The sequence below is a fragment of the Dehalococcoidia bacterium genome, assembly GCA_035574915.1.
Lineage (GTDB): Bacteria > Chloroflexota > Dehalococcoidia > DSTF01 > WHTK01 > DATLYJ01.
The window spans coordinates 1-20,251 of the sequence record DATLYJ010000013.1; the positions used below are offsets into that span (position 1 = coordinate 1).

22 protein-coding genes are annotated in these 20,251 nt (G+C 66.3%); 9 read left to right on the top strand and 13 right to left on the bottom strand.

Going from position 1 to position 20,251, the window contains the following annotated elements:
* The coding region (locus VNN10_01120) for a thiolase (GenBank protein HXH20598.1) at window positions 1-385 on the top strand (385 nt) is incomplete at its 5' end.
* Window positions 386-499: 114 nt separating this feature from the next.
* Window positions 500-1,102 (top strand): GTP cyclohydrolase I FolE, encoded by a 603-nt coding sequence (folE, locus tag VNN10_01125; GenBank protein ID HXH20599.1) that lies wholly within the window; start codon window positions 500-502, stop codon window positions 1,100-1,102.
* An 81-nt stretch (window positions 1,103-1,183) separates the two neighbouring features.
* On the opposite strand, the gene VNN10_01130 is transcribed toward folE, so the two are convergent.
* Window positions 1,184-1,852 carry a hypothetical protein gene (locus tag VNN10_01130; GenBank protein ID HXH20600.1) on the bottom strand — a complete coding sequence of 223 codons (669 nt, stop codon included), beginning with the start codon at window positions 1,850-1,852 and terminating at the stop codon, window positions 1,184-1,186.
* Window positions 1,853-1,965: 113 nt separating this feature from the next.
* On the bottom strand, window positions 1,966-3,450 hold the full coding sequence (gene tcuA, locus VNN10_01135; GenBank protein ID HXH20601.1) for an FAD-dependent tricarballylate dehydrogenase TcuA: 1,485 nt from the start codon (window positions 3,448-3,450) through the stop codon (window positions 1,966-1,968).
* A gap of 126 nt (window positions 3,451-3,576) precedes the next feature.
* Here tcuA and VNN10_01140 point away from each other — a divergent pair, with 126 nt between their 5' ends.
* On the top strand, window positions 3,577-4,317 hold the full coding sequence (locus tag VNN10_01140; protein HXH20602.1) for an alpha/beta hydrolase: 741 nt from the start codon (window positions 3,577-3,579) through the stop codon (window positions 4,315-4,317).
* A gap of 101 nt (window positions 4,318-4,418) precedes the next feature.
* Here the strand turns inward: VNN10_01140 and VNN10_01145 are convergent, their stop codons facing one another.
* Window positions 4,419-4,832 (bottom strand): hypothetical protein, encoded by a 414-nt coding sequence (locus tag VNN10_01145; protein ID HXH20603.1) that lies wholly within the window; start codon window positions 4,830-4,832, stop codon window positions 4,419-4,421.
* Window positions 4,833-5,142: 310 nt separating this feature from the next.
* Here VNN10_01145 and VNN10_01150 point away from each other — a divergent pair, with 310 nt between their 5' ends.
* Entirely contained in the window at window positions 5,143-6,180 is a 1,038-nt protein-coding gene (locus VNN10_01150; protein ID HXH20604.1) for a Gfo/Idh/MocA family oxidoreductase, read from the top strand.
* A 50-nt stretch (window positions 6,181-6,230) separates the two neighbouring features.
* Here VNN10_01150 and VNN10_01155 read toward each other — a convergent pair whose 3' ends face one another.
* From VNN10_01155 to VNN10_01170, 4 genes are all read right to left on the bottom strand, one after another.
* Window positions 6,231-6,650, bottom strand: a complete 420-nt coding sequence (locus VNN10_01155; GenBank protein HXH20605.1) for a response regulator — start codon at window positions 6,648-6,650, stop codon at window positions 6,231-6,233.
* A 223-nt stretch (window positions 6,651-6,873) separates the two neighbouring features.
* Window positions 6,874-8,142: a cytochrome P450 gene (locus VNN10_01160; protein ID HXH20606.1), complete on the bottom strand. Its 1,269-nt coding sequence runs from the start codon at window positions 8,140-8,142 to the stop codon at window positions 6,874-6,876.
* 148 nt (window positions 8,143-8,290) lie between these two features.
* The gene (locus VNN10_01165) at window positions 8,291-8,497 is read right to left on the bottom strand and encodes a ferredoxin (GenBank protein HXH20607.1); all 207 of its coding nucleotides are present in this window, start codon (window positions 8,495-8,497) and stop codon (window positions 8,291-8,293) included.
* A gap of 203 nt (window positions 8,498-8,700) precedes the next feature.
* Window positions 8,701-8,985 (bottom strand): ferredoxin-thioredoxin reductase catalytic domain-containing protein, encoded by a 285-nt coding sequence (locus VNN10_01170; GenBank protein HXH20608.1) that lies wholly within the window; start codon window positions 8,983-8,985, stop codon window positions 8,701-8,703.
* A gap of 116 nt (window positions 8,986-9,101) precedes the next feature.
* Between VNN10_01170 and VNN10_01175 the strand changes: the two genes are divergently transcribed.
* From VNN10_01175 to VNN10_01185, 3 genes are all read left to right on the top strand, one after another.
* The gene (locus tag VNN10_01175) at window positions 9,102-9,542 is read left to right on the top strand and encodes a CoA-binding protein (GenBank protein HXH20609.1); all 441 of its coding nucleotides are present in this window, start codon (window positions 9,102-9,104) and stop codon (window positions 9,540-9,542) included.
* 77 nt (window positions 9,543-9,619) lie between these two features.
* Window positions 9,620-10,246, top strand: a complete 627-nt coding sequence (locus VNN10_01180) for an ATP-binding protein (GenBank protein HXH20610.1) — start codon at window positions 9,620-9,622, stop codon at window positions 10,244-10,246.
* Between the two features lie 113 nt (window positions 10,247-10,359).
* Window positions 10,360-11,040 (top strand): DUF3105 domain-containing protein, encoded by a 681-nt coding sequence (locus VNN10_01185; protein HXH20611.1) that lies wholly within the window; start codon window positions 10,360-10,362, stop codon window positions 11,038-11,040.
* Window positions 11,041-11,154: 114 nt separating this feature from the next.
* Here the strand turns inward: VNN10_01185 and VNN10_01190 are convergent, their stop codons facing one another.
* Window positions 11,155-11,940, bottom strand: coding sequence for a phosphatase PAP2 family protein (locus VNN10_01190; GenBank protein ID HXH20612.1), 786 nt, complete (start codon window positions 11,938-11,940; stop codon window positions 11,155-11,157).
* 90 nt (window positions 11,941-12,030) lie between these two features.
* Window positions 12,031-13,545: a leucyl aminopeptidase gene (locus tag VNN10_01195; protein HXH20613.1), complete on the bottom strand. Its 1,515-nt coding sequence runs from the start codon at window positions 13,543-13,545 to the stop codon at window positions 12,031-12,033.
* 368 nt (window positions 13,546-13,913) lie between these two features.
* Here VNN10_01195 and VNN10_01200 point away from each other — a divergent pair, with 368 nt between their 5' ends.
* On the top strand, window positions 13,914-14,816 hold the full coding sequence (locus VNN10_01200) for an NAD(P)H-binding protein (protein HXH20614.1): 903 nt from the start codon (window positions 13,914-13,916) through the stop codon (window positions 14,814-14,816).
* A 97-nt stretch (window positions 14,817-14,913) separates the two neighbouring features.
* Here VNN10_01200 and pstB read toward each other — a convergent pair whose 3' ends face one another.
* From pstB to VNN10_01220, 4 genes are all read right to left on the bottom strand, one after another.
* A complete protein-coding gene (gene pstB / locus VNN10_01205) occupies window positions 14,914-15,729 on the bottom strand; it encodes a phosphate ABC transporter ATP-binding protein PstB (protein HXH20615.1) in 816 nt (271 codons plus the stop codon).
* A 68-nt stretch (window positions 15,730-15,797) separates the two neighbouring features.
* Window positions 15,798-16,673, bottom strand: coding sequence for a phosphate ABC transporter permease PstA (gene pstA, locus VNN10_01210; protein HXH20616.1), 876 nt, complete (start codon window positions 16,671-16,673; stop codon window positions 15,798-15,800).
* A gap of 5 nt (window positions 16,674-16,678) precedes the next feature.
* Window positions 16,679-17,638 carry a phosphate ABC transporter permease subunit PstC gene (gene pstC / locus VNN10_01215; GenBank protein HXH20617.1) on the bottom strand — a complete coding sequence of 320 codons (960 nt, stop codon included), beginning with the start codon at window positions 17,636-17,638 and terminating at the stop codon, window positions 16,679-16,681.
* A gap of 101 nt (window positions 17,639-17,739) precedes the next feature.
* Window positions 17,740-18,744, bottom strand: coding sequence for a PstS family phosphate ABC transporter substrate-binding protein (locus VNN10_01220; GenBank protein ID HXH20618.1), 1,005 nt, complete (start codon window positions 18,742-18,744; stop codon window positions 17,740-17,742).
* Window positions 18,745-19,622: 878 nt separating this feature from the next.
* Between VNN10_01220 and VNN10_01225 the strand changes: the two genes are divergently transcribed.
* Window positions 19,623-20,251: hypothetical protein (locus VNN10_01225; GenBank protein HXH20619.1), on the top strand; the 629-nt coding region annotated here is incomplete at its 3' end.

Here is a 20,251-nt window from a genome sequence, read left to right on the forward strand (position 1 = left end):
CAAGGTCTCGAGCAAGAAGGCCTTCGACGAGGCGCAGGTGACGCACGCCGACATCGACCACGTCATGATCTATGACGCCTTCGCGCACCTGCCCATCTTCGCCCTCGAAGACACGGGCTTCTGCAAGCGAGGCGAGGCGGGGCCGTTCATCGAGGCCGGGCACACCTCTCCCGGCGGACGCCTGCCCGTCAACACCTCCGGAGGCGGGCTCTGCTACACGCACTCCGGGATGTACGGGATGCACATGATGCAGGAGGCCATGAGGCAACTACGCGGCACCGCTTTCCGCCAGGTCCCGAACATCAAGACCTCGTTCCTCCAGGGTATCGGCGGCATGTTCGGCGGCTTCGGCTCGCTCATCTGGACGAACGAGCCGCCGCACTAGGCGTCGGGCCCGGCCGGCTGCCACGGGCTCGACGCCCAGGGATGCCGAGGCGGACCGCACGCCTGCTGCGAGCGCGGGCGAAGAGGGCCGGACCCGGGTCTGTACAATGCCAGCATGAGAGACGAGGCCGATGTCGCGCGCGTGGAAGCCCCTTTGCCGCCCGCCTCGCCTGAGATTGCGCGCCTCGTCCGGCGGCTCCTCGAAGAACTGGGCGAAGATACGGGCCGCGCCGGCCTCAAGGACACGCCGGAGCGGGTCGCGCGCGCCTTTCAGTTCCTCACGCACGGCACCCACATTGACCCCTTCGAGGTCGTGGGCCGCGCCGTGTTCGAGGAGGACTACAACGAGATGGTGGTGGTGCGCGACATCGAGGTCTACAGCCTCTGTGAGCACCACCTTCTGCCCTTTTTCGGGCGTTGCCACATTGCCTATCTACCCCAGGGCCGCATCGTCGGCCTGAGCAAGCTGGCCCGCCTGGTCGATGTCTATGCCCGCCGCCTTCAGGTCCAGGAGCGCCTCACGACTCAGATCGCGGAAGCCATCGAGGCAATCCTTCGGCCAAAGGGCGTCGCAGTGGTCATCGAGGCGCGGCACCTCTGCATGATGATGCGCGGCGTCGAGAAGCAGAACAGCCTCGTGGTCACCGACTGCCTGCTCGGCCGCTTCCGCTCGGACCAGCGCACGCGCGCCGAGTTCTTCAGCGTCATAGGGAAGTAGGAATGACGGGAGGCAGGGTCATAGAGGGGCGGCGAGCCCCGGGCCTGACCCTGCCTCCTCGTTCCCCGGTCCCTGTCCCGTCTACTGGAGGCGCGATAGCGCCCGCTGCACCAGAGTCCGGATCGCCTCTTGCGTCCGCTGCGGGTTCGCTGCCTCGAGCTGCACGTCTATGAAAGTGGTGCCCTTGAGGACCAGGAGCTCCGTCCGCGTGGAGTCGTACCAGCAGGCGAGGTCGCCGATGCCCTGGACGCGCTCCTTCTGCTCACACAGGAACGCCTCGAGAGCCTGGCGGATCTGGGGCGAGACCGTGCCGCCGGCCCGCCAGAACGTAATGTCGACGGATCCTCTGCTGGACTGATAGCTGCAGGCGGAGACGCTGACCGTGAGGCCAGGCGCCACGGTCTGAGTACCGACGTTGAAGCCCTGCGGGTCCTGCACTTGCTCGCCGACCGCCGCCGTTATCTCATCCCTGGTAACCAGCCGGCAGGCCTCGATGGCCAACGCCCCGGTGCCGGCGGCGATGGTTGCGACGACTCCGCCCGCGGGCGTAGTCGGCGCGGCCGTGGCCGCAGCGGCCGGCCTGGTAGCTGTCGCCCCCGCTCCCCCGCCCGGCGCCTGCGTCGCCTGGGACTGGGGGGCTGCGGTTGGAGAGCTCTCACTGTCTTTGTCGCCGCCGCAAGCTGACAGGGCGAGGGCCGCTGCAAGCATGACCGCGGCGACCGTCGCGATGCCAGCTCTTTTCGAAATCACGAATACCTCCTGGAGAATCGCTGCCCGTGTCTGCGGCAACATTGAAGGCCCGCGCCGCCTGAGGCAAGTGGCGAAGCGCACAGAGTCCCCTCGAGATGGCTGGAAGCCACCCCTCAGCCGGAGATCGAGCGCGCTGCTGCCGCCCCGGCGGTGCGGCCGAACACGGCCCCGGCCATGAGGCCGGCGCCGCCGGGGTAGTTGTGCCAGAACAGACCACCGACCAGCTCTCCGGCCGCGTACAGGCCCCGGATCGGCCGGTCCGTGTCGTCCAGCACCTGCCCCGTCGAGGGCTCGATCCTGAGGCCGCCGAAGGTGAAAGTGATGCCGCAGGTCACTGCGTAGCCCACGAACGGCGGCGTGTCGATCGGCAAGGCCCAGTTCGACTTCGGCGGCGTGATGCCCTCCGTGCGCTTCCCATCGAGCACCGTCGGGTCGAAGTGGCCCGGCTGGCAGGCGGCGTTGTAGCGGTCGACCGTGCTCTTGAGGGCCACCGGGTCCAGGCCCAGCCCTTCCGCGAGCTCCTCGATCGTCGCCGCTTCCGCCATGGTCACGCGGGCAATGCGGTACTCGTCGCGCAGCATCGCGCGCGTCTTGTCGTCGAAAATCTGAAAAGCAAGCTGCCGGGGCTGCCGCAGGATCTCCCGCCCGTACTTGGCGTAGGTGTAATTCCGGAAATCTGCGCCCTCGTCGACGAAGCGCTGCGCCTCAGCGTTGACGATGATGCCGAGGGGGTACGAGTGTTTCTGGTAGAGGTCGCCGACCACGCGGTTGCCGAAGGGCGGCGCTCCCGCATCCCAGGCCACGGCGTGACAGCCGCTCCAGTGCCCGTAGGCCTGGGCGCCGATATCGAGGGCCATGCGGATGCCATCGCCGGTGTTGTAACGGGTGCCCCTCACCTTCGCCAACTCCCAGCCCTGGCCCAGGTACCGGGTGCGCATCTCCGGGTTCGCCTCGAAGCCGCCGCAGGCGAGGACGACCGCGCGCGCGGGCGCGTCCTCGAAGCCCGAGGGCGTGCGTATCCTGACCCCGCGCACGGCCCCGTCCTCGCCGGTCAGGAGCGCGTGGGCGCCGGCTTCGTACCGGATCTGGACGCCCTTCGCCTCGGCGATGCGCAACCAGTGGTCGATCAAGCCTGGGCCGCCACCCACAGCCTCGACGGTGAGGCCGCCCCAGAAGCGATAGACCTCTCCCACCTTGAACGCCTGCCGGCCCGTCATGAGGGCCCAGCGCATCCCCTGCTCCCGCATCCACACCATGGTGGGAAAGCTCTGGCCCACCAGCCGTCCCGCCAGGTCCGGGTCCGCCAGTCCCTCCGTGACTCGCATGATGTCGTCGTGGTACTTCGAGGCCGGGTAGGAGCCTACATCGACCGCCCGCAGCTCGGCCTCCGACAGGTCGATGAGCTTCCTGATGTCGTCGATGCCGTCGTATGCGAAGCGGAAGCCGCCGCCGGCGAAGAAGCTGTTGCCGCCGACCGCCTCACGCGGCCCTTTTTCGACCATGAGGACCGACGCGCCCTCGTTGCGCGCCGCCACTGCCGCCGACATCGCGGCATTCCCGGTCCCGACCACGAGCACGTCCACAGGTTCCATCGCCATGTTGCGGATCATATCGCGGCCGGCGGATTCGGCCGAGCGCCGGTCCTGGCGTCAATCGAAGCTCGCGACCCACGTCCTGCACGCCGCCGTCTGGGAACCGTCCTGCGGCAGGTATGCTAGACAGCCGTGGCGACCTTCCTTCTCATTCACGGTGCGAACCTCGGCGGCTGGTGCTGGCGTCTCATAACGCCGTCGCTGCGCTTCGCCGGCCACGAGGTCTACGCTCCCAGCCTCACCGGCTGCGGCGACCGCTCGCACCTCCTGTCGCCGCAGATCGGGCTCGACACATGGGTGGAGGATGTCGCCAGCCTCATGTGGCACGAGGACATCGACAACCTGGTCCTCGTGGGCCACAGCAATGCGGGTGTGGTTGCCCTAGGTGCGGCCAATCGAATGCCGGAGCGGGTAGCGCACATAGTCGCCATCGATTCGGTCCTACCAGCGGCAGGCCAGTCGATCTGGGATGCCCTCGCGCCGGATGCCCGCGAGTGGATGCAGCGCAACCTCGACCTGATCGGCGAGACGTGGAAGTCGCCGCCGGCGCCGCTTGAGGGGTGGGTGGAGATGGCCCGCGCCGAGGGCTGGAACGAGGTGATCGGGCGCTGGGCGGGCCAGCGCGCGGGCTGGAGCCCGCTGAAGCCGCTGAAGGACGCGCTCACACTCAAGCCCAGCGAAGCCTTCGACAAGCTGCCGAAGACGTTCGTGCGCTGCGTCCGGGCGCACGCCCCCGGCTCAGACCTGTCCGCCGCGGCCCGGGAAGCCGGCTGGGACGTCGTCGAGCTGGCCGCCGGACACCTGCCTATGCTTGGCGCGCCGCGCGAGCTCACGGACCTCCTGCTGCAGATAGCGGCGCCCTACGGCGCCTGAACGCGCGCCTCGATTTGCACCGCCGCGCCGCCAAGGGCGCGGGCCTTTCGTGCTCAGTTCCGGCATCCGCCCCGAGGTCCTTCGGCCCGGGACGCCGGGCCCTACTCCGGGAGCAGGCGCACCGGCTTGATGGGCAGGCTGGCGGCGTCCGGAGCGCCAGTTACGTCCGCGCCCTTGAGCCAGCCGTAGAGGGAGGAACCGGGCGCGACAGCGACCGCGATCCAGAGCCCGTCCTCGCTGGCTCCGACCACCTCTAGCTTTGCGCCCCTGGGCAGGACGCCAAGGACGACATAATCGTCCGACGGTCCGAGGCGCAGGTCGGCCGTCCTTGCCGCCCTGGGGCCGGTCCAGGGAGCGGGCGCCGGCGCTGAGGCCGGCGGCTCCACCGCGTTCGTGGCGCGGGTGACGCCCGACTCCGGGTCGGCAGTCGTGGCCGCGGGCGATGAGAGGAGATACAAGGCCACCAGCGCCGCGGCCCCGAGCAGAACGCTAAGCCGGAGCAGCCAACCCGACACCGTAGCGCCAGCCGAGCCAGCGACAGGCGGACGGGCAGGCAAGGCCCCTGGCAGGCCGGCCAAGATAGTGCTCCCCTGGGACGAGTCGAACTGAGTTTAGGGAGCGCTCAAGAGGCTCTCCGTCAAGGACGACGGAGCCCCAATATCGATTTCGAATCAAGTAGCCTGACGGCCGGCGTGAAACCCTGTCGCGCCTGAGTGCCGGCTCAATTAGGATCGCCGCTAGACAGCAGGGACCGACTCGAGGCGTCTGTCCCGGTCAGGTGCGCCGGGCGTTCCAAAGGGTCCGTTATCTAGCGGGGAGCTTCATATGACCGAGAAGATACGGGTAGGGTTCATCGGTGCGGGGGGGAACACCCGCCTCCGCCACATCCCGGGCCTCAAGTCACAGCCGGACGTCGAGCTGGCCTGGGTGTGCAACCGCTCGCTCGAGAGTGGCCAGAGAGTGGCGGCGGAGTTCGGCATCGAGAAGGTGACAACGGACCCGGAGGACATCTTCACCGACCCGAGCGTCAACGCCGTGTGCATCGGCACCTGGCCCTACATGCACAAGGAGTACACGGTCCGCGCCCTGGGCGCCGGAAAGCACGTGTTGTGCGAGGCGCGCATGGCGATGAATGCGGAGGAGGCCCGCGAGATGCTCGCCGCCTCGCGAGCACGGCCTGACCTCGTCGCCCAACTCGTGCCTGCCCCCTTCGACTTCCGCTGCGGGCCCACGATCTCGAAACTGATCCGCGAGGGCTACGTCGGCCAGCCTACGGATGTCGTCATCACGGTCCTGAACGGCCAGGGCCTGGACCCCGCGCGTATGCTTCAGTGGCGGCACCGCTACGACTACTCCGGCCACAACACGATGATGCTCGGCATCTATAACGAGGTCGTCCAGCGCTGGCTCGGAGACACCACCCGGGTCACAGCCCAGGCCCGCGTGTTCATCGACCGCCGACGCGACCCCGAGACGGGGAAGGAGGTCGAGGTCCTGATACCGGACAGCATCACGGTAGCCGCGGGCATGCGCATCGGCGCGCGCGCGACTTACGTCTTCAGCGCGGTCGCGCCAGTGGCCCAGCGCAGCGGCATCACCGTGTACGGGACCGAGGGTGTCATCGTCTGGGAGGGTGGCGACCGCATGCAGGTTGCGAAGGCCGGTGGCCAGCTCGAGCCGCGCGAACCGGAGCCCGAGCTCGCAGGCTCCTGGCGTGTCGAACAGGACTTCGTCGAGTCTATCCGGGAGGGCAAGCCCGTGAGGCTCACGAACTTCGAGGACGGCGTACGCTACATGGAGTTCACGGACGCAGTCTGGCAGTCCTGGCACGAGGGGCGCGCCGTCGATGTGAAGCCGCTATAGGCAGCCCCGGCCATCAGCGGGCCAGAACGCGCTAGCGGCTGGCTCCCGGTCTAGCTCGCCGCTGCCCCGTTTGCATCACTGCCAGCTTGCCTGCGCTGGGGGCTAACCGGAGGCAGGTCGAGGGCGCGGCAGACCGCCGGGATAAGCAATTCGTCGATGTCGGGCTTGTGGATCAGGACTATGCCGAGCTCCTTGGCCTGTACTTTGACCCAGGGGTAGGTCGCCTCGCCGGTCTGCATGATGATCGGGACGTCGGGGCCGCGGTGCTTGCGCACGGCCTCGATCACGTGCCAGCCGGTGCGCTTGGGCATGTCCAGGTCCGTGATCAGCAGGTGCAGGGGGTTCGTCAGGTCTCGGACGTAGTCGATGGCGTCGGCGCCATTACTCGCGGCCGCGATGTTGAGGCCAAAAGGAGCCAGCAGGTCGAGTAGCCGCTCCATGAAGTCGGGGAAGTCCTCTGCGAGGAGCACATGATGACTCACGCAGCCAAACTTAACGTGCGCCGGCAGCGAAGGGCAACGCCTCGACAGGGACTCAAGAGCGAGCGCCGTCCGCTGGAGCGCGAGGGCATGGATTGGAACGCGCCGGGGCAGCGGGCGCCTCGGGCCATCGCCTGAGGGCTCCTGACGCGCCCGGAGGTCCGGGAGCTCACCTCGAGGGCATCAGGCGCTCGGCCCTCGGGCCGGGTAACCGCTAGCGGAACCGGACCGGCAGGTGCTTGATGCCGCCAATGAAGGTGGAGCGCAGGCGCTCGGGCGGCCCGGCCAGTTCGACGTCCGGGTAGCGGTCGAAGAGCTCCTCGAAGATCACCTTCAGCTCGAGGCGGGCGAACCCGGCGCCGAGGCAGAAGTGCTCGCCGATCCCGAAGGCGAGGTGGTCGTTCGGTGAACGGCTGATGTCGAACCGGTCAGGGTCCGGGAAGACGTCCTCGTCGCGGTTGACAGACGGGTACCACATGACAACGCGCTCGCCCTGCCTGATCTCCGTGTCACGGATCTTCGTGTCCTGGAGCGCGACGCGCGCCATGTGGGTCACGGGTGAGATGTAACGCAGTATCTCTTCAACCGCGGAAGGCATCAGGCTCATGTCTTTCATGAGACGGCGTTTCTCGTCCGGGTTCTCGAAGAAGCTGAGGAGGCCGCCGGAGATCGCGTTCCGGGTCGTCTCGTTTCCGGCGAGGATGAGAAGGAAACAGAACCAGAGGATGTCCTCGTCCGTGAGCGCCTCGCCGTCGACCTCGGAGTCGACCAACAGGGAGACGAGGTCCTCGCGCCGCTGCGCCTTCCGCTCCTCCAGCATCTGAGAGAAGAAGGTGAACATCTGGAAGGTACCGATGTTACCTGTCGTCCGCGCGGCCATGGGGGTGCCGCGCTCCTCGGGCGGGACGTCGTCCTGGTATTCGGGGTCGCCGGAGCCGAGCACCTTGTTCGTGAGGCGGAACATCAGGCTCCAGTCCTTGTCCTCGACCCCCATCATGCCGCAGATGACTGCCAGCGGGAGCTGAGAGGCGACGTCTAGCACGAAGTCGCACTCCCTCTTCTCGGCGCTCTGGTCGAGAAGCCGGCGGGCGATATCCCGGATGTAGGGCTCCATGGCATTCACGGCGCGGGGCGTGAAGCCCTTGTTAACCAGGCGGCGCAGCTTCACGTGCCGCGGCGGGTCCATGGTGATCAGCATCTTGCCGTTGCCCGAGGCGGCGGCCTGGGCGTCTTCCGGGTTGACCGCCTCGAACTGGGTGATGCCACGCTCCGAGCTGAAGATCTCCGGGTGCCGGGAGACGTGGAGGACGTCCTCGTACTTCACGAGGTGCCAGCGGCCCTTCGCGTATTCGTTGCCTTCCTGCCAGGAGATCGGGTTCTCGCGCCTCAGAATCTTGAAGGCCTCGTGAGCCCGCCCGCTTTCGAACAGGCCTTCGTCGCTGAGGTGAATCGTGTCCAGGGTCAGAGGAGCCGTTGCTTCCACCTTCGTCCCTCCCGTGCAACCGCCCTCGCCTCCGCGTCATGCTCCCCGGACGGCGGGCGTGCTTAGCGTGCGCTAAAGGATAACGCATAACTCCGGGCTCTCGAACAGAGGGACAGAAGCCGTGTACCGCTGACCGAGCTGTCCTGCGCTATTCGCTGAGCGCTGCGTCGGCCCAGGCGATTGCCTGGCGCGGGCAGAGGCGTATCGCGCGGTCGACTGCCTCCTTCAAGCGCTCGGGCACCGGGTCGAGTTTGACGTAGCTCAGATCGTCGTCCCGGACCTCGAAGACCTCGGGAGCCGCGTTCTCGCAGCGGCGGTTGCCCTCACAGAGGTCGTGGTTGACCTGTACCTTCATGGCTGGATTATGTCTCCTGACTCCGGCTGCGGCGCCCGCGGGTTGCTCTTGTCGATAGTCCTGCCCTGCTTTTCTTCCAACCGGCCGAGGGCGCGGCCCTTGTCAGGGTGAGGGTCCTCAATGAACCCGTATATCTCGCGTCCTTCGTGTCCCTCTGGCAGGTATTGCGTGATCGGAAGACCTTCCGAATTGCAGAAGAGCATTCAGTGGCAGTACTTCCACTTCTGCATTTCCTCGCAGGGGCAGATCCATGTGCTGCGCTTGGCCTCTGCCGCCTTGTCCTCGTAGAAGTTGCAGGGGCACAGGGGCCGGCCCACTTCGTCGATGTGTTTGGCGAGGCCGATGACCAGAAACTCGGTGATTTCGCGCTGCGGGTGAAGGTAGGTGCCACTCTTCTCGGCGAAGGTCTCGACGAACTTCCACATCTTCTGGATGTTCGCTGGAGATGCCTGGGCGCGGTCCTCGTCGGTCGGCTGGTCGAGGGTCATGGCTCAGAGGTCAGTCTAGGCGCTGGACGCGGCGTTTAACAACCGCGTGCTGCGTCAATTGCCGGGAGACATCGAGCAGCCGGCGCGTGTATTGTGGCACCACAGCGGAGGACACGATGGCGAGCGAAGCACCGACGGACGACCTCATTCGCGACATCCTTACGAACACGAGGCTTATCGCCCTCGTCGGCGCCAGCCCGGACCCATCGCGCGACAGCCACGACGTCATGCGCTTCCTGCTGCGGCGCGGCTACCACGTAGTCCCCGTGAACCCGATCTATGCCGGCCAGGAGATCCTGGGCAGGAAGGTGGTCGGCCGGCTCGTGGAAATCGGCGAGCCTATCGACATGGTCGACATCTTCAGGCGTTCGGAGGCCGCGGGTGAGGCCGTCGACGAGGCGATCGAGGCCGGCGCCAAGGCAGTCTGGATGCAGCTGAGAGTGGTGAACGAGGCGGCGGCCCAACGGGCGCGCGCGGCCGGCCTCAAGGTGGTAATGAACCGCTGCCCGAAGATCGAGATGCCGCGGCTCGGCATCGAGGGGCCGGCCGGCGGCTGAGGCAGATATCGCCGGCCCGCGGCGTCGCCCCGGACGTGACTCCAGGGCGCCCCGGCATGCGCAGCTATAATTTTGGAGTGCCGGCCGCGACCCAGACCGAACAGCGCCGTTCGCGCGTTGCGACGATCCTCGGCTCCATCGACACACCGGCTCCGACTCCGGCCGGGCCGGTGCTGTTCCTGCTTTCCGGCCTGCCGGGCGTCGGCAAGAGCACCTTCGCGCGCGGGCTGGCTGCCCGGACCGGCGCACTCGTCCTCGAAAGCGACCGTCTCCGCGCACTGCTCTTTGGTACCCCGGTGCACTCGCAGCGCGAGAGCAGCCTGCTGTTCAGCGCCATGCGGGCGGCGGCCTCGGAGCTCCTTCGCCGCGGCCACGCCGTGATAATCGACGCGACTAATGTGGGCGAGGCGGACCGGCAGCCCTTCTGCCGCCTGGCGCGGCGGCTGCAAGTGCCGCTGTCCGTCGTACTGCTGGAGGCGCCGGAGCCGGTGATCGAGTCTCGCCTGGCCCTGCGTTCGAGTGCTGCGGACGGTTATGCCTTTGCCGATGCGCACGTTTATCATCGAATGAAGGCGCGCGTAGAGCCGATCAGCGGCCCGCACATGCGCGTCGACACGTCCGATAGCAGGGCTGTCGAGCGCGCCCTGACTGCTCTGACCGCGGCCCATGGGGCAGAGGTGGGAAAGGGGACCAGGACGAATTGAGCTCACGAAGAAGGACCTCGAACCGGCTGGAGCGAAGGGCTGAGCGGGCCGCAAGGCAGCCTGGCGGGACGCCAAGGCCTTACCGGCAGCGCGCCTCTCGCACCCCGGTCAGGGTGGGTAGCGGCGGCGGCGCGAACTGGACCCTGATCGGCGCCGTGCTTGGCGTCGCCGCCATCGCCGGCATCATCGTCTACGCTGTCATTCAGAGCACGACCGGCAGCTCCGCGGACGAGATACCTGGCTTCCTCAAGGCCATCCGAGACGACAGCCCGAATCTGCCCGGCCAGTACATACCCCCCCACCCGGGCGCGGACGGCAAGGTCTGCCTGGAGGTGTCCTGCCTCCAGAACAACGACGACCGCCAGCACTTCGGGAACGGCGTCGTCTGGGGGTTCTGCACCCCGGAGCAGATCGCGGCAAACCAGGTCAACGGCTGCTACACCAGTAATCCCCCGACCTCGGGCCCTCATGCGGCATCTCCGGCCCAGTTCAAGGTCCTGGAGAACCCGGCCCCGAAGGAAAACCTGATACACAGCATGGAGCACGGCGCCGTGGTGGTCTGGTACAACACCGAGGACCAGGACGTGATCAAGCAGCTTGCGGCATGGGTGCAGGACCACCTGGACCGCAGGCGCCTCGTGGTCATGACCAAGTACACGGAGATGGAGCCGAACACGATCGCCCTCACCGCCTGGACGCGGCTGGACAAGTTCCCGGTGAGCGAGTTGACAAAGAAGCGGGTCGACGACTTCATTTCGGCCCACAACAAGCGCTTCAACCCGGAGGGCTTCTAGGCAGCGACGGCCATGCCCTGAACGGCTCGGCGTGCCTTCATCACGTTTCCACCGTGAGGCCGCAGCAGGCCGCGCCTATTCGCGCCCCATCCCCACACGCCTGCCGCGGTACGCCTACTTCGGGCGCGCCACCAGGCGCCGCATCGCCGGGTAGCCCCAGCGCTGCATGGCGAGCGCGAGGAGCACGCCGAAGGCTGCGGACGCCAGCCCGGCAAGGCCATCAAGGAAGAAGTGATTGCCTGTAAAGATGGTGCTGGCGCTCTGCAGCACGGGGTGGAGCAGCGCGAAGGGCCACATCCAGCGGTCGCGCCCGTAGGCCATCAGGACGCCGCCGGCAATCAGGAAGGACCAGCCGACGTGCAGGCTGGGCACGGCCGCGAAGGGGTTCACGAAGAACTGGGTAGACTGCGCCTGGTAGCTCAGGTTGTCGTAAGCCTGCAGCGTGTCGATGACGCCGATGCCCTCCACGAGCCGCGGCGGTGCGACCGGGTAAAGGTTGTAGGCAATGAGGGCTATGCCGCCGGAGAAGAGTATGGCGTCGCGCGTGAACGTGTACTGGCGGCGGCGGGTGAGGTACATCAGAAGGCCGAGAGCAGCGATCAGCGGGAAGTCCAGCCAGAAGTACACGAAGTTCCAGAACCGGACCAGGAGCTCCGAGTCCAGCACCGCCTGCTGCCACGCGGCCTCGCGGAAGATACCGAGGTCTTGCTCGAGGGCGATGAGGTCGCGCGAATTGGCGAAGGCCACTTCTGGCCGGTCGACCACCTGCCCGCGGACGATGAAGTAGAGGAGGAAGGCGACCGCCACCAGGGCGAGTTCGGCGGCCTCCCGCAGGAACCTGCGTTCGAGCCAGTCCTCAGGGATGCGGCGCTCGCCGACAGCGATGCCTTCGCTGCTCACGTCTTCAGCCTAGCACCAGCAGGCGTCGCCAGCCGCAGGCCCGCCGGTCCTCGCCGGCGAGAGCGCTCCCTGTCGGGCACCACGGCGCCGCTACTTCGCGCCGCTGCGTCCCTCTGCCATCTGCAGGGCCAGGTGCACCAGGGTGCGCACGGGAATGCCGCTGGAGCCCTTCACGTAGACACCCTTCTCGCGGTCGTAGTTATCGACGCCGGCGATGTCCAGGTGGACCCAGGGGGTATCCTCGACGAACTCCTTCAGGAGGAAGGCGGCCGTGATCGACCCGGCGAGGCGGCCGCCGCTGTTCTTCATGTCGGCGACGTCGCTCTTGATCAGCTCCTTGTACTCGTCGAACATCGGCAGTTCCCAGACCTTTTCGCCGGCCGCGGCCGCGGCGCGGCGCACGCTATCCATGAGCGCGGCGTCGTTGGTCATGGCGCCCATGGCCACATTGCCAAGGGTGGTGCTGATCGCTCCCGTCAGCGTGGCGACGTCCACGATGGCCTTCGCGCCCTGCTCGCGCGAGTATGTGAGGGCGTCGGAGAGCACGAGGCGGCCTTCGGCGTCCGTGTTTACGACCTCGATCGTCTTGCCGCTCATAGTCCGGAGGACGTCGCCGGGCTTGGTGGCGCTGCCGCTGGGCATGTTCTCCGTGCAGGGGGCGACAGCAATGACGTTAATCCGCGCCTTGAGGCGGGCGATGGCGCTGATGGCGGCGACCACGGCGGCGGCGCCCGTCATGTCGCCCTTCATCTCGCCCATGTTCTCGGCTGGCTTGATCGAGATACCGCCGGTGTCAAAGGTGATGCCCTTGCCCACGAGGGCAAGAGGCGGCTCGTCCCCGGCGCCCCGGTAGCGCATGACGATGAAACGAGGCTCCTGGACGCTACCGGCCGCCACGCCCAGGACGCCACCCATGCCCTTCTCGCGCAGCCACTCTGGGCCGTAGACCTCGCACTCGATGCCGGCCTCGCTTGCTAGTTGCTCCGCCACGCGGGCGAGGTCCGTTGGAGTGAGGTAGTTCGCGGGCTCGTTCGCCATGTCACGGCACACGTTCGTGGCCTCGGCGAGTATGCGGCCGCGCTCGACGCCGCGCTCCAGGAGGGGCAGGCGTGAGCCGTCGAACTCGACGATGGTCAGGGTCTCGAGGTCGGCGGCGTCCTCCTCCGGCTTCTTGTGGCGGAGAAAGCGATAGAGGCCAAGGATAGTGCCTTCGGCGATCGCCGCGGCGCAGGCCTCGGGATCGAGGCCAGCGATGCCGGCGCCATGCGCGATGGTCCCGACCTGCTTCAGACGCTGACGCCTCAGGTATCGGGCGACGTTCGCGGAGAGGTCGCGGACCTGATCGATGCCAAAGTCGGAGGCCTTGCCCAGGCCGGCCACGACGACGCGGGGAGAGGGCAGTTTGCCGAAGGTGTGAAGCAGCGTAATCTCTCCTGCCTTGCCGCGGATGTCCCCCTGGGCGATGAGGGAGCTGATCGCGCCACCCATCGCGCGGTCGACCGCGCCGGTGGCGCCGCCGGGCGAGGTTACGCCCTCGAAGAGGTTGACGACGATGGCATCGGCCTGGAATGAACTGATGTCGCCCTGCCGGACGGTGACGTTCATGGCTGCCCCCTGAACTGGCTACGGTACGATGATTCTAGGCGCGGACGCAGAGTGCCGCCAGCCGCTAGCGGCCGCTGGCTGGCGATTCGACTGTCGGGCGAAGCCATACGCGAAGCTGGCTGCCAGGGCATTCGTGAGTTAATCGTTCGAGACGGCCAGCGAACCTACCGGTCCGGCGCGGCGGCAAGCCATGGAGCTGCTCACCACCGTTCATGACTCAGGGCCCCGGCGAGGCTGTTCGAGCCTGGTGTCTCGAGCCGGCGGCTAGATATTGTGACGGACGTAACAAAGGGTATACGCTTGTGACGGGCGTAACAACTCGTAGGGCCCCCTATTGGTAGCGCTGTAAGGGAGAGGACGGTACAGCGATGCTGCTGGTCTCGGGAGGCACCGGTTTCATTGGTTCGGCGATTGTTAGGGAGCTCCTCGGCCGGGGCGAGAGGGTAGCCGTGCTCGGCCGAGACGCCTCGCGGATTCGCCGCCTGTTCGGCGAGTCCGTTGAGGCGCGCGAGGCGGACGTTACTCGCGCCGGGCAGGACCTCGACGCCGCGATGCAGGGCGTCGACGTCGTGATCAACAGCGTCCAGTTCCCGAACTCACCGATCGAGAACAAGGCCCGGGGCTGGACCTTCGAGAACGTCGACCTCAACGGCACGCGAAACCAGGTCGACTCGGCGAAGAAGGCGGGCGTCCGGCGCTTCGTCTACATCTCGGGCGCCGGCGCGGCCGCGGACGCGGCCCAGCACTGGTTTCGCCTCAAGTGGCAGGCTGAGGAGTACGTGAAGGCCAGTGGCCTGGAGTGGGTGATCATCCGGCCGACATGGGTGTATGGGCCGGACGACAACTCGCTGAACCGCATCCTGCGCTTCGCGAGCTTCCTGCCCTTCATCCCGACCTTCGGCAGCGGCAAGCAGGCGATGCAACCAGTGTTCATCGATGACGTTGCCCGGGTGACGGCTGACGCCGCCCTGAAGCCGGAAGCGGCAAACCACCTCTTCGAGCTGGGTGGGCCCGAGGTCATGACCATGGACGACGTGTTCCGGACGGCGCTGGAGGTCATGGGGCGTAGACGGCCCATCCTGCACCAGCCAGTCGTAGTCGGGAAGTTGCTGGGTAAGGCAGCGTCCTTGCTGCCGAACAAGCCACTCAGCGCGGACGCGGTGGACTTCATCGTCCAGCCCGCGGTCGCGGACAACCGCGAACTGGAGGCAGTCCTGGCGCCGAAGCTAACGCCCCTGCGCGAGGGGCTCGCGTCTTATCTGGGCAAGTGACGCTGCGGCGGCCGGTGGTCGGATTCCCGGTCCGGCGTGACGGTAGGCTTGAGGCTCGCCGGCGCCGGCCGCCAACAGCCGCCTGCCTAACAGGCGCTCACCCGAAGCGGCCGGTGATGTAGTCCTCGGTGCGCTTGTCCTTTGGGTTGGTGAAGATCTCGTGCGTGGGGCCGAATTCGCCGAGTTCGCCCGCCCGGTCTTCCCGCATCATCAGGACGGCCGTGTAGTCGGAGACGCGGGCGGCCTGCTGCATGTTGTGGGTGACGATGACGATGGTGTACTGGCTTACCAGCTCCTGCATCAGGTCCTCGATCTTGAGGGTCGCGATCGGGTCCAGGGCCGAGCAGGGCTCGTCCATGAGCAGGACTTCCGGTTCCAGGGCGATGGCTCGGGCGATGCAGAGGCGCTGCTGCTGGCCGCCTGACAGGGTAAGGGCGCTGTGCTTGAGCTTATCTTTCACCTCGTCCCAAAGGGCAGCCCGGCGCAGGGCGCTCTCGACGAGGTCGTCCATCCTGCCCCGGAAGCCGTTGATGCGGGCGCCGAAGGCGATGTTCTCGTAGATCGACTTCGGAAACGGGTTCGGCTTCTGAAAGACCATGCCGATCCGCCGCCGCACGTCTACCGGATCGACCTCCGGGTCGTAGAGGTTGATGCGGCCGTTGCGTCCCCCGGCGCCGGCCTCATCGGCGAAGAAGTTGACTTCGCCCTCGGCGCGAAAGGAAGGGATGAGGTCGTTCATGCGGTTGAAGCAGCGGATGAATGTGCTCTTGCCACTGCCGGAAGGCCCGATTATCGCCGTAATGCGGCGGCGCTCGATTGGCAGCGTGATGTCGTGCAGGGCCTTGAAGGAGCCGTAATAGACGGAGAGGTGGTTCACCTCCAGGACGAGGTCGCCGGCGCCGGTCGCGTCCACAGGCGTCATTCTAAGGCTCGAAGTCAGGACAGGGGGCGCCACTCCCCGGTTGGCGGTTGGCTGGCTTATCACCACCTACGGTTCCTTTCGAAGTAGCCTCGCAAGGCTATGGCGGCCGCGTTCATGGTGAGCAGCGCGGCCAGGAGCACGATGATCCCCGCCGCGGCTGTTTCCTGGAAGCCGGCTTGAGGCCTGGAAATCCAGTTGTAGACCTGGATGGGCAGCACGGTGAAGGCAGAACCGGGACCGCTGGGGTCGAAGGGAATGAAGGTCAGGGCGCCGATGACGATGAGGGGGGCCGTCTCGCCCATGGCGCGGGAGAGCGCGAGGATGATGCCCGTAAGCATCGTCGGCAGGGCGGGCGCCAGCACCTGGAAGCGTACAGTCTGCCAGGGGCTCGCGCCCAGGGCCAGCGACGCTTCCCGGATGGAGGGCGGGACCGAGCGGAGCCCCTCCCGGGCGGACACGATGATGATCGGCAAGATCAGGAGCGACATGGTCAAGGAGCCGGCGATGATGCTCCGCCCCAGGTCCATGACCCGCACGAAGATCGTCAGGCCCAGGAGGCCGTAGATGATCGACGGCACACCGGCGAGGTTGTTGATGTTGGTCTCGATTATCTTCGTAAGCCAGCCCCGGGGCGCAAACTCCTCCAGGTAGATGGCCGCGCCGATACCGACGGGGATGGCGATGAGGGCAGTGAAGGCCATCATCCAGATCGTGCCGAGAAGGGCGGCGCGTATACCGGCCTGCTCCGGGAAGCGCGAAGGATAGCTGTTCACGAAGTCCCAGCTGACGCGGCCGATGCCGTCGGCGCCGACGGTTATCAGCAGCACCACGAGCGCGACCAGCGCCGCTGCCGTCGCGGCGAGGCAAAGGGCCAGGAAGACGCTGCCCTCGGTGCGGCGCCAACGCCTCCGGCGCGCCTGCTCCGATGTCGCCAGTGCGCTCACTCGTATCCCTCGCGGAAGCGCCCGATGAGCCACTGGGCGAAGATGTTGAGGAGGAGGGTTGTGAGGAAGAGCATGACAGCGACCGCGAAGATCGTGCTGTACTCGAGTGTCCCGCGAGGCGTATCGCCCAGGCTGATCTGGACGATGTAGGCAGTCATCGTCTGCATGCCCTCGAGCGGGTTGAGGGAGAGATTCGGCTGGTTACCGGCCGCGACGACGACGATCATGGTCTCGCCGACGGCGCGCGAGACGGCCAGGATGCAGGCCGCGACGATACCGGACAGCGCGGCGGGCACGACGATGCGGGTCGACACCTCGAACTTGTTCGCGCCGACGCCGTAGGCTCCTTCGCGCAGGGCGTTAGGCACGGACCGCATGGCGTCCTCGCTCAGAGAGGACACGAGCGGCAGGATCATGATCGCCATCGCGATGGCAGCGGAGAGGGCGTTGAACAGGGGAGTGTCCGAGCCGAAGAGGCGCCGGACGATCTCGGGTGAGATGAAGGTCAAGGCGAAATAGCCGTACACAACCGTCGGGATGCCGGCAAGTATCTCCAGTACCGGCTTGACCACCGCCCGCACGCGCCCCGGGGCGTACTCGCTGAGGTAGATGGCGACTCCCATGCCGAGAGGGATGGCGAAGAGCATCGCCGTGAGCGCGATCATGAGCGTGGCGTTGAGCAGGGGCAGGACGCCGAAGTGCTTGTTCGTGAAAAGTGGCGTCCATTCTGTCCCGGTCAGGAACTCGACGATCGAGATTTCTTCGAAGAACCTGACTGTCTCTTCGAACAGCGTGAAGACAATCCCGAAGGTGGTGATCACGGAGACGGCGGCGCAGGCGAAGAGCAGCGCGTAGATGGGCCACTCACGGACCCGCCTGGCTGAGGTCGAACGGTGGGCGAATGTCCATGACGGCGCGGGCGCAGGGGCGGGGGCTTCCATTGCGTCTACGGGCACGAGACCACCCTTCCGTCGAAAGTCTGGCACCGCCATCCCTTCGGGGAAAGGGGGCGGCGGTGCAGCGTTCGGGCTAGCGGCCCTGGGATGGCGCCCCCAGCTCAGTACCCGCCGGCCGCGGCCGCCTGGTAGATCTGGAGCACCGTCTTGCCGGCTGTGTCCCCCACATAGGCGGTGCCGGTCTTGCGCGAGGTCCAGCGGGCGGTGGCGAGCTCATAGATCGCTGGTGGGAACGGGACGTATCCGACTTCCTTTGCAAGCACGGGCACGTTCTTCAGGTAGAAGTCGACGAACGCCTTCACTTCAGGCCTGTCGGCGTGGTCGCGGCGCACGTATATGAACAGAGGCCGCGAGAGCGGAGTGTAGGCGCCACTCTCGACCGTCGCCGCCGATGGAGTCACGCAGCCCTTGCCCTGGTCGATCTGGACGGCCTTGAGCTTGTTCTGGTTTTCGATGTAATAGGCGAGGCCGAAGTAACCGAGGGCGTAGCGGTCGCCGGAGACGCCCTGGACGAGGACGTTGTCGTCTTCGGAGGCAGTGTAGTCGCCGCGGCTGGCGTCTTCCTTGCCGTTGATGGCCTCGGTGAAGTAGTCGAAGGTGCCGGAGTCGGTACCCGGCCCGAAGAGCCGGATGGTCTCGTTCGGCCAGTCGGCGCGTATGTCGCTCCACTTTGTCACCACGCCCTGGGCTTCTGGAGACCAGAGCTTCTTGAGTTCGGTAGTGGTCATGCAAGACGCCCATGTGTTCTGCGGGTTGACGACAACCGACAGGGCGTCGTAAGCGACCGGGATTTCGATCCACTCGATGCCCTTGGCCTTACATGTTTCGATCTCAGGCTGGCGGATTGGCCGCGAGGCGTCGCTGATGCTGGTCTCGCCGTTGCAGAACTTCTGGAATCCGCCGCCTGTGCCGGAGATGCCGACGGTGACGTTGACGTTGCGCTGGACCCGGCGGAACTCCTCCGCAACTGCTTCCGTGATCGGAAAGACCGTGCTGGAGCCGTCGATCAGGATGTTGCCGCTGAGCCGCGGCTCTGCGGCCGAGTCCGTGCTGCCGTCGTCGTTGGACTGGCCGCAAGCGGCCAGCAGGGCGGCTGTCAGCAGCATCAGAGCTCCCGCGGCAAACCCGATCGACCGCGAACCCGACCTTAAGCCCGTCATCATTTCAAACAAGACTCCCCCTTGTAGTGTTCCTTCTCTTCTTTTCATGCCTCCACGATAGAAGGGCCCGATTAACGGCTTGTTAACGGTGGTGAAGCTCGCGTAAACGGAAGAACGACCGATTGTGCCCGCTGCTCTACTAACTGAGTTACGAAGCCCGACTTCGTGCCAGACGGTGAACAACGGCCTGACCAACGGCGCAAATGGTTAGTCTCTGAGTAGATGGCTGTCAGAAAGGTTGCTCGATACCACAGTGAGCAGGGTAGCGCCACAGCCTTCGAAGCTACTTCGACCCCGGCAGAGTCCCTGGCTCCCTGGCGTAGCCGTCGCCAGATTTGGCGCTGCCCGATGCCCTCTGGCGAGGGCCTGGAAGGTGGGATAATGGCTGCGCCGACTTTGAGTCGCGCGTTTTTTCTTCATGGCCAACATCCCGCCCGCCCGATTGCGCATACCACTTCTTCTTGCCCTCGCGATGGCAGCAACGACGCTCGCCTGCAGCGGCGAGGAGACGGGACAGCAGACACCTGGATCTCCAGGCACGACACCATTACTGGAGGCTACGCTCTCGCCGGAGCCGAGCCCGACGAAGGATCCGGCGCAGCTGCTACCCCCAGTTGCTGACTTCACCGGTCCTGTGGTCGTTTATGGCCAGGAAGAGCCACCAAAGGCTGACCTTGGTGGCCTACGACCTTGGCGCCAAACGTCAACTGTGGTCGGTGCCTCTCATTGGGCACGACGCCTTTGGGTGGTGGGCTGTCGGAGGGAAGAGACTGGCATTAAGTAATCCCTCATCGGTCTGGGTTTACGCGTTTGATGGCTCAGCCATGCGACAGATCCTGTCGAAGCCAGACGTCGACAAGACATCCTTTGAATGGGTCAGTCTCTCGCCTGACGGCAAGATGCTCGCCGTCGTTCAGCACTATTTCGAGCCGCCGGGCACACCGCTACCGTCCGGAGTACCAGGCGGGCCTGCACGGTCGGTCGATAGCCTGCTCTTCTATGACCTGGACGCCAATCGTGAGCTCAGGAGGGTTGAGTCCACCCTGCCGGAATTCGAGGGTTTTGATGGCATGTTCGACCCTCTCATGTGGCTTGGAGACGGCTCAGGGGTGTTCATGTGGGGCCAGACGAACTCGGAGCGGCCGGGTAGCTACGCCACTGTGTACCTCGACGGCAGCATCCAGCGGCACGACCTGGAGGGCTTCGCCTACGTGGCGCCGAACGGGCAAGTCGCGGTTAGCGGCATCGGCTCCCTCGGCTGCATGTTCATTTCTGGACACCGACTCGACGTTCGGCACCTGTCGTCCGATCGAAGCTTGGCTTCCATTGAGAACCAGTCGCGGGCGTTCACCGGCGTCGGGTGGTCTCCTGCTAGTCGCGAGTTTCTTTTCGAGAGTAGACCGTGGCGGGAGGGCTTCGAGTGCGCTGACCGCTGGTGGGCTGCGGAACCTCT

Bases quoted from the DNA above. Each gene is read 5' to 3' on its own strand.
- VNN10_01150 (HXH20604.1), top strand. From the start codon at position 5,143: ATGACCGAGAAGATACGGGTAGGGTTCATCGGTGCGGGGGGGAACACC.
- VNN10_01175 (HXH20609.1), top strand. From the start codon at position 9,102: ATGGCGAGCGAAGCACCGACGGACGACCTCATTCGCGACATCCTTACG.
- VNN10_01170 (HXH20608.1), bottom strand. From the start codon at position 8,985: ATGACCCTCGACCAGCCGACCGACGAGGACCGCGCCCAGGCATCTCCA.
- VNN10_01195 (HXH20613.1), bottom strand. From the start codon at position 13,545: ATGAACGTCACCGTCCGGCAGGGCGACATCAGTTCATTCCAGGCCGAT.
- VNN10_01220 (HXH20618.1), bottom strand. From the start codon at position 18,744: ATGCTGCTGACAGCCGCCCTGCTGGCCGCTTGCGGCCAGTCCAACGAC.
- VNN10_01200 (HXH20614.1), top strand. From the start codon at position 13,914: ATGCTGCTGGTCTCGGGAGGCACCGGTTTCATTGGTTCGGCGATTGTT.
- folE (HXH20599.1), top strand. From the start codon at position 500: ATGAGAGACGAGGCCGATGTCGCGCGCGTGGAAGCCCCTTTGCCGCCC.
- VNN10_01165 (HXH20607.1), bottom strand. From the start codon at position 8,497: ATGAAGGTACAGGTCAACCACGACCTCTGTGAGGGCAACCGCCGCTGC.
- tcuA (HXH20601.1), bottom strand. From the start codon at position 3,450: ATGGCGATGGAACCTGTGGACGTGCTCGTGGTCGGGACCGGGAATGCC.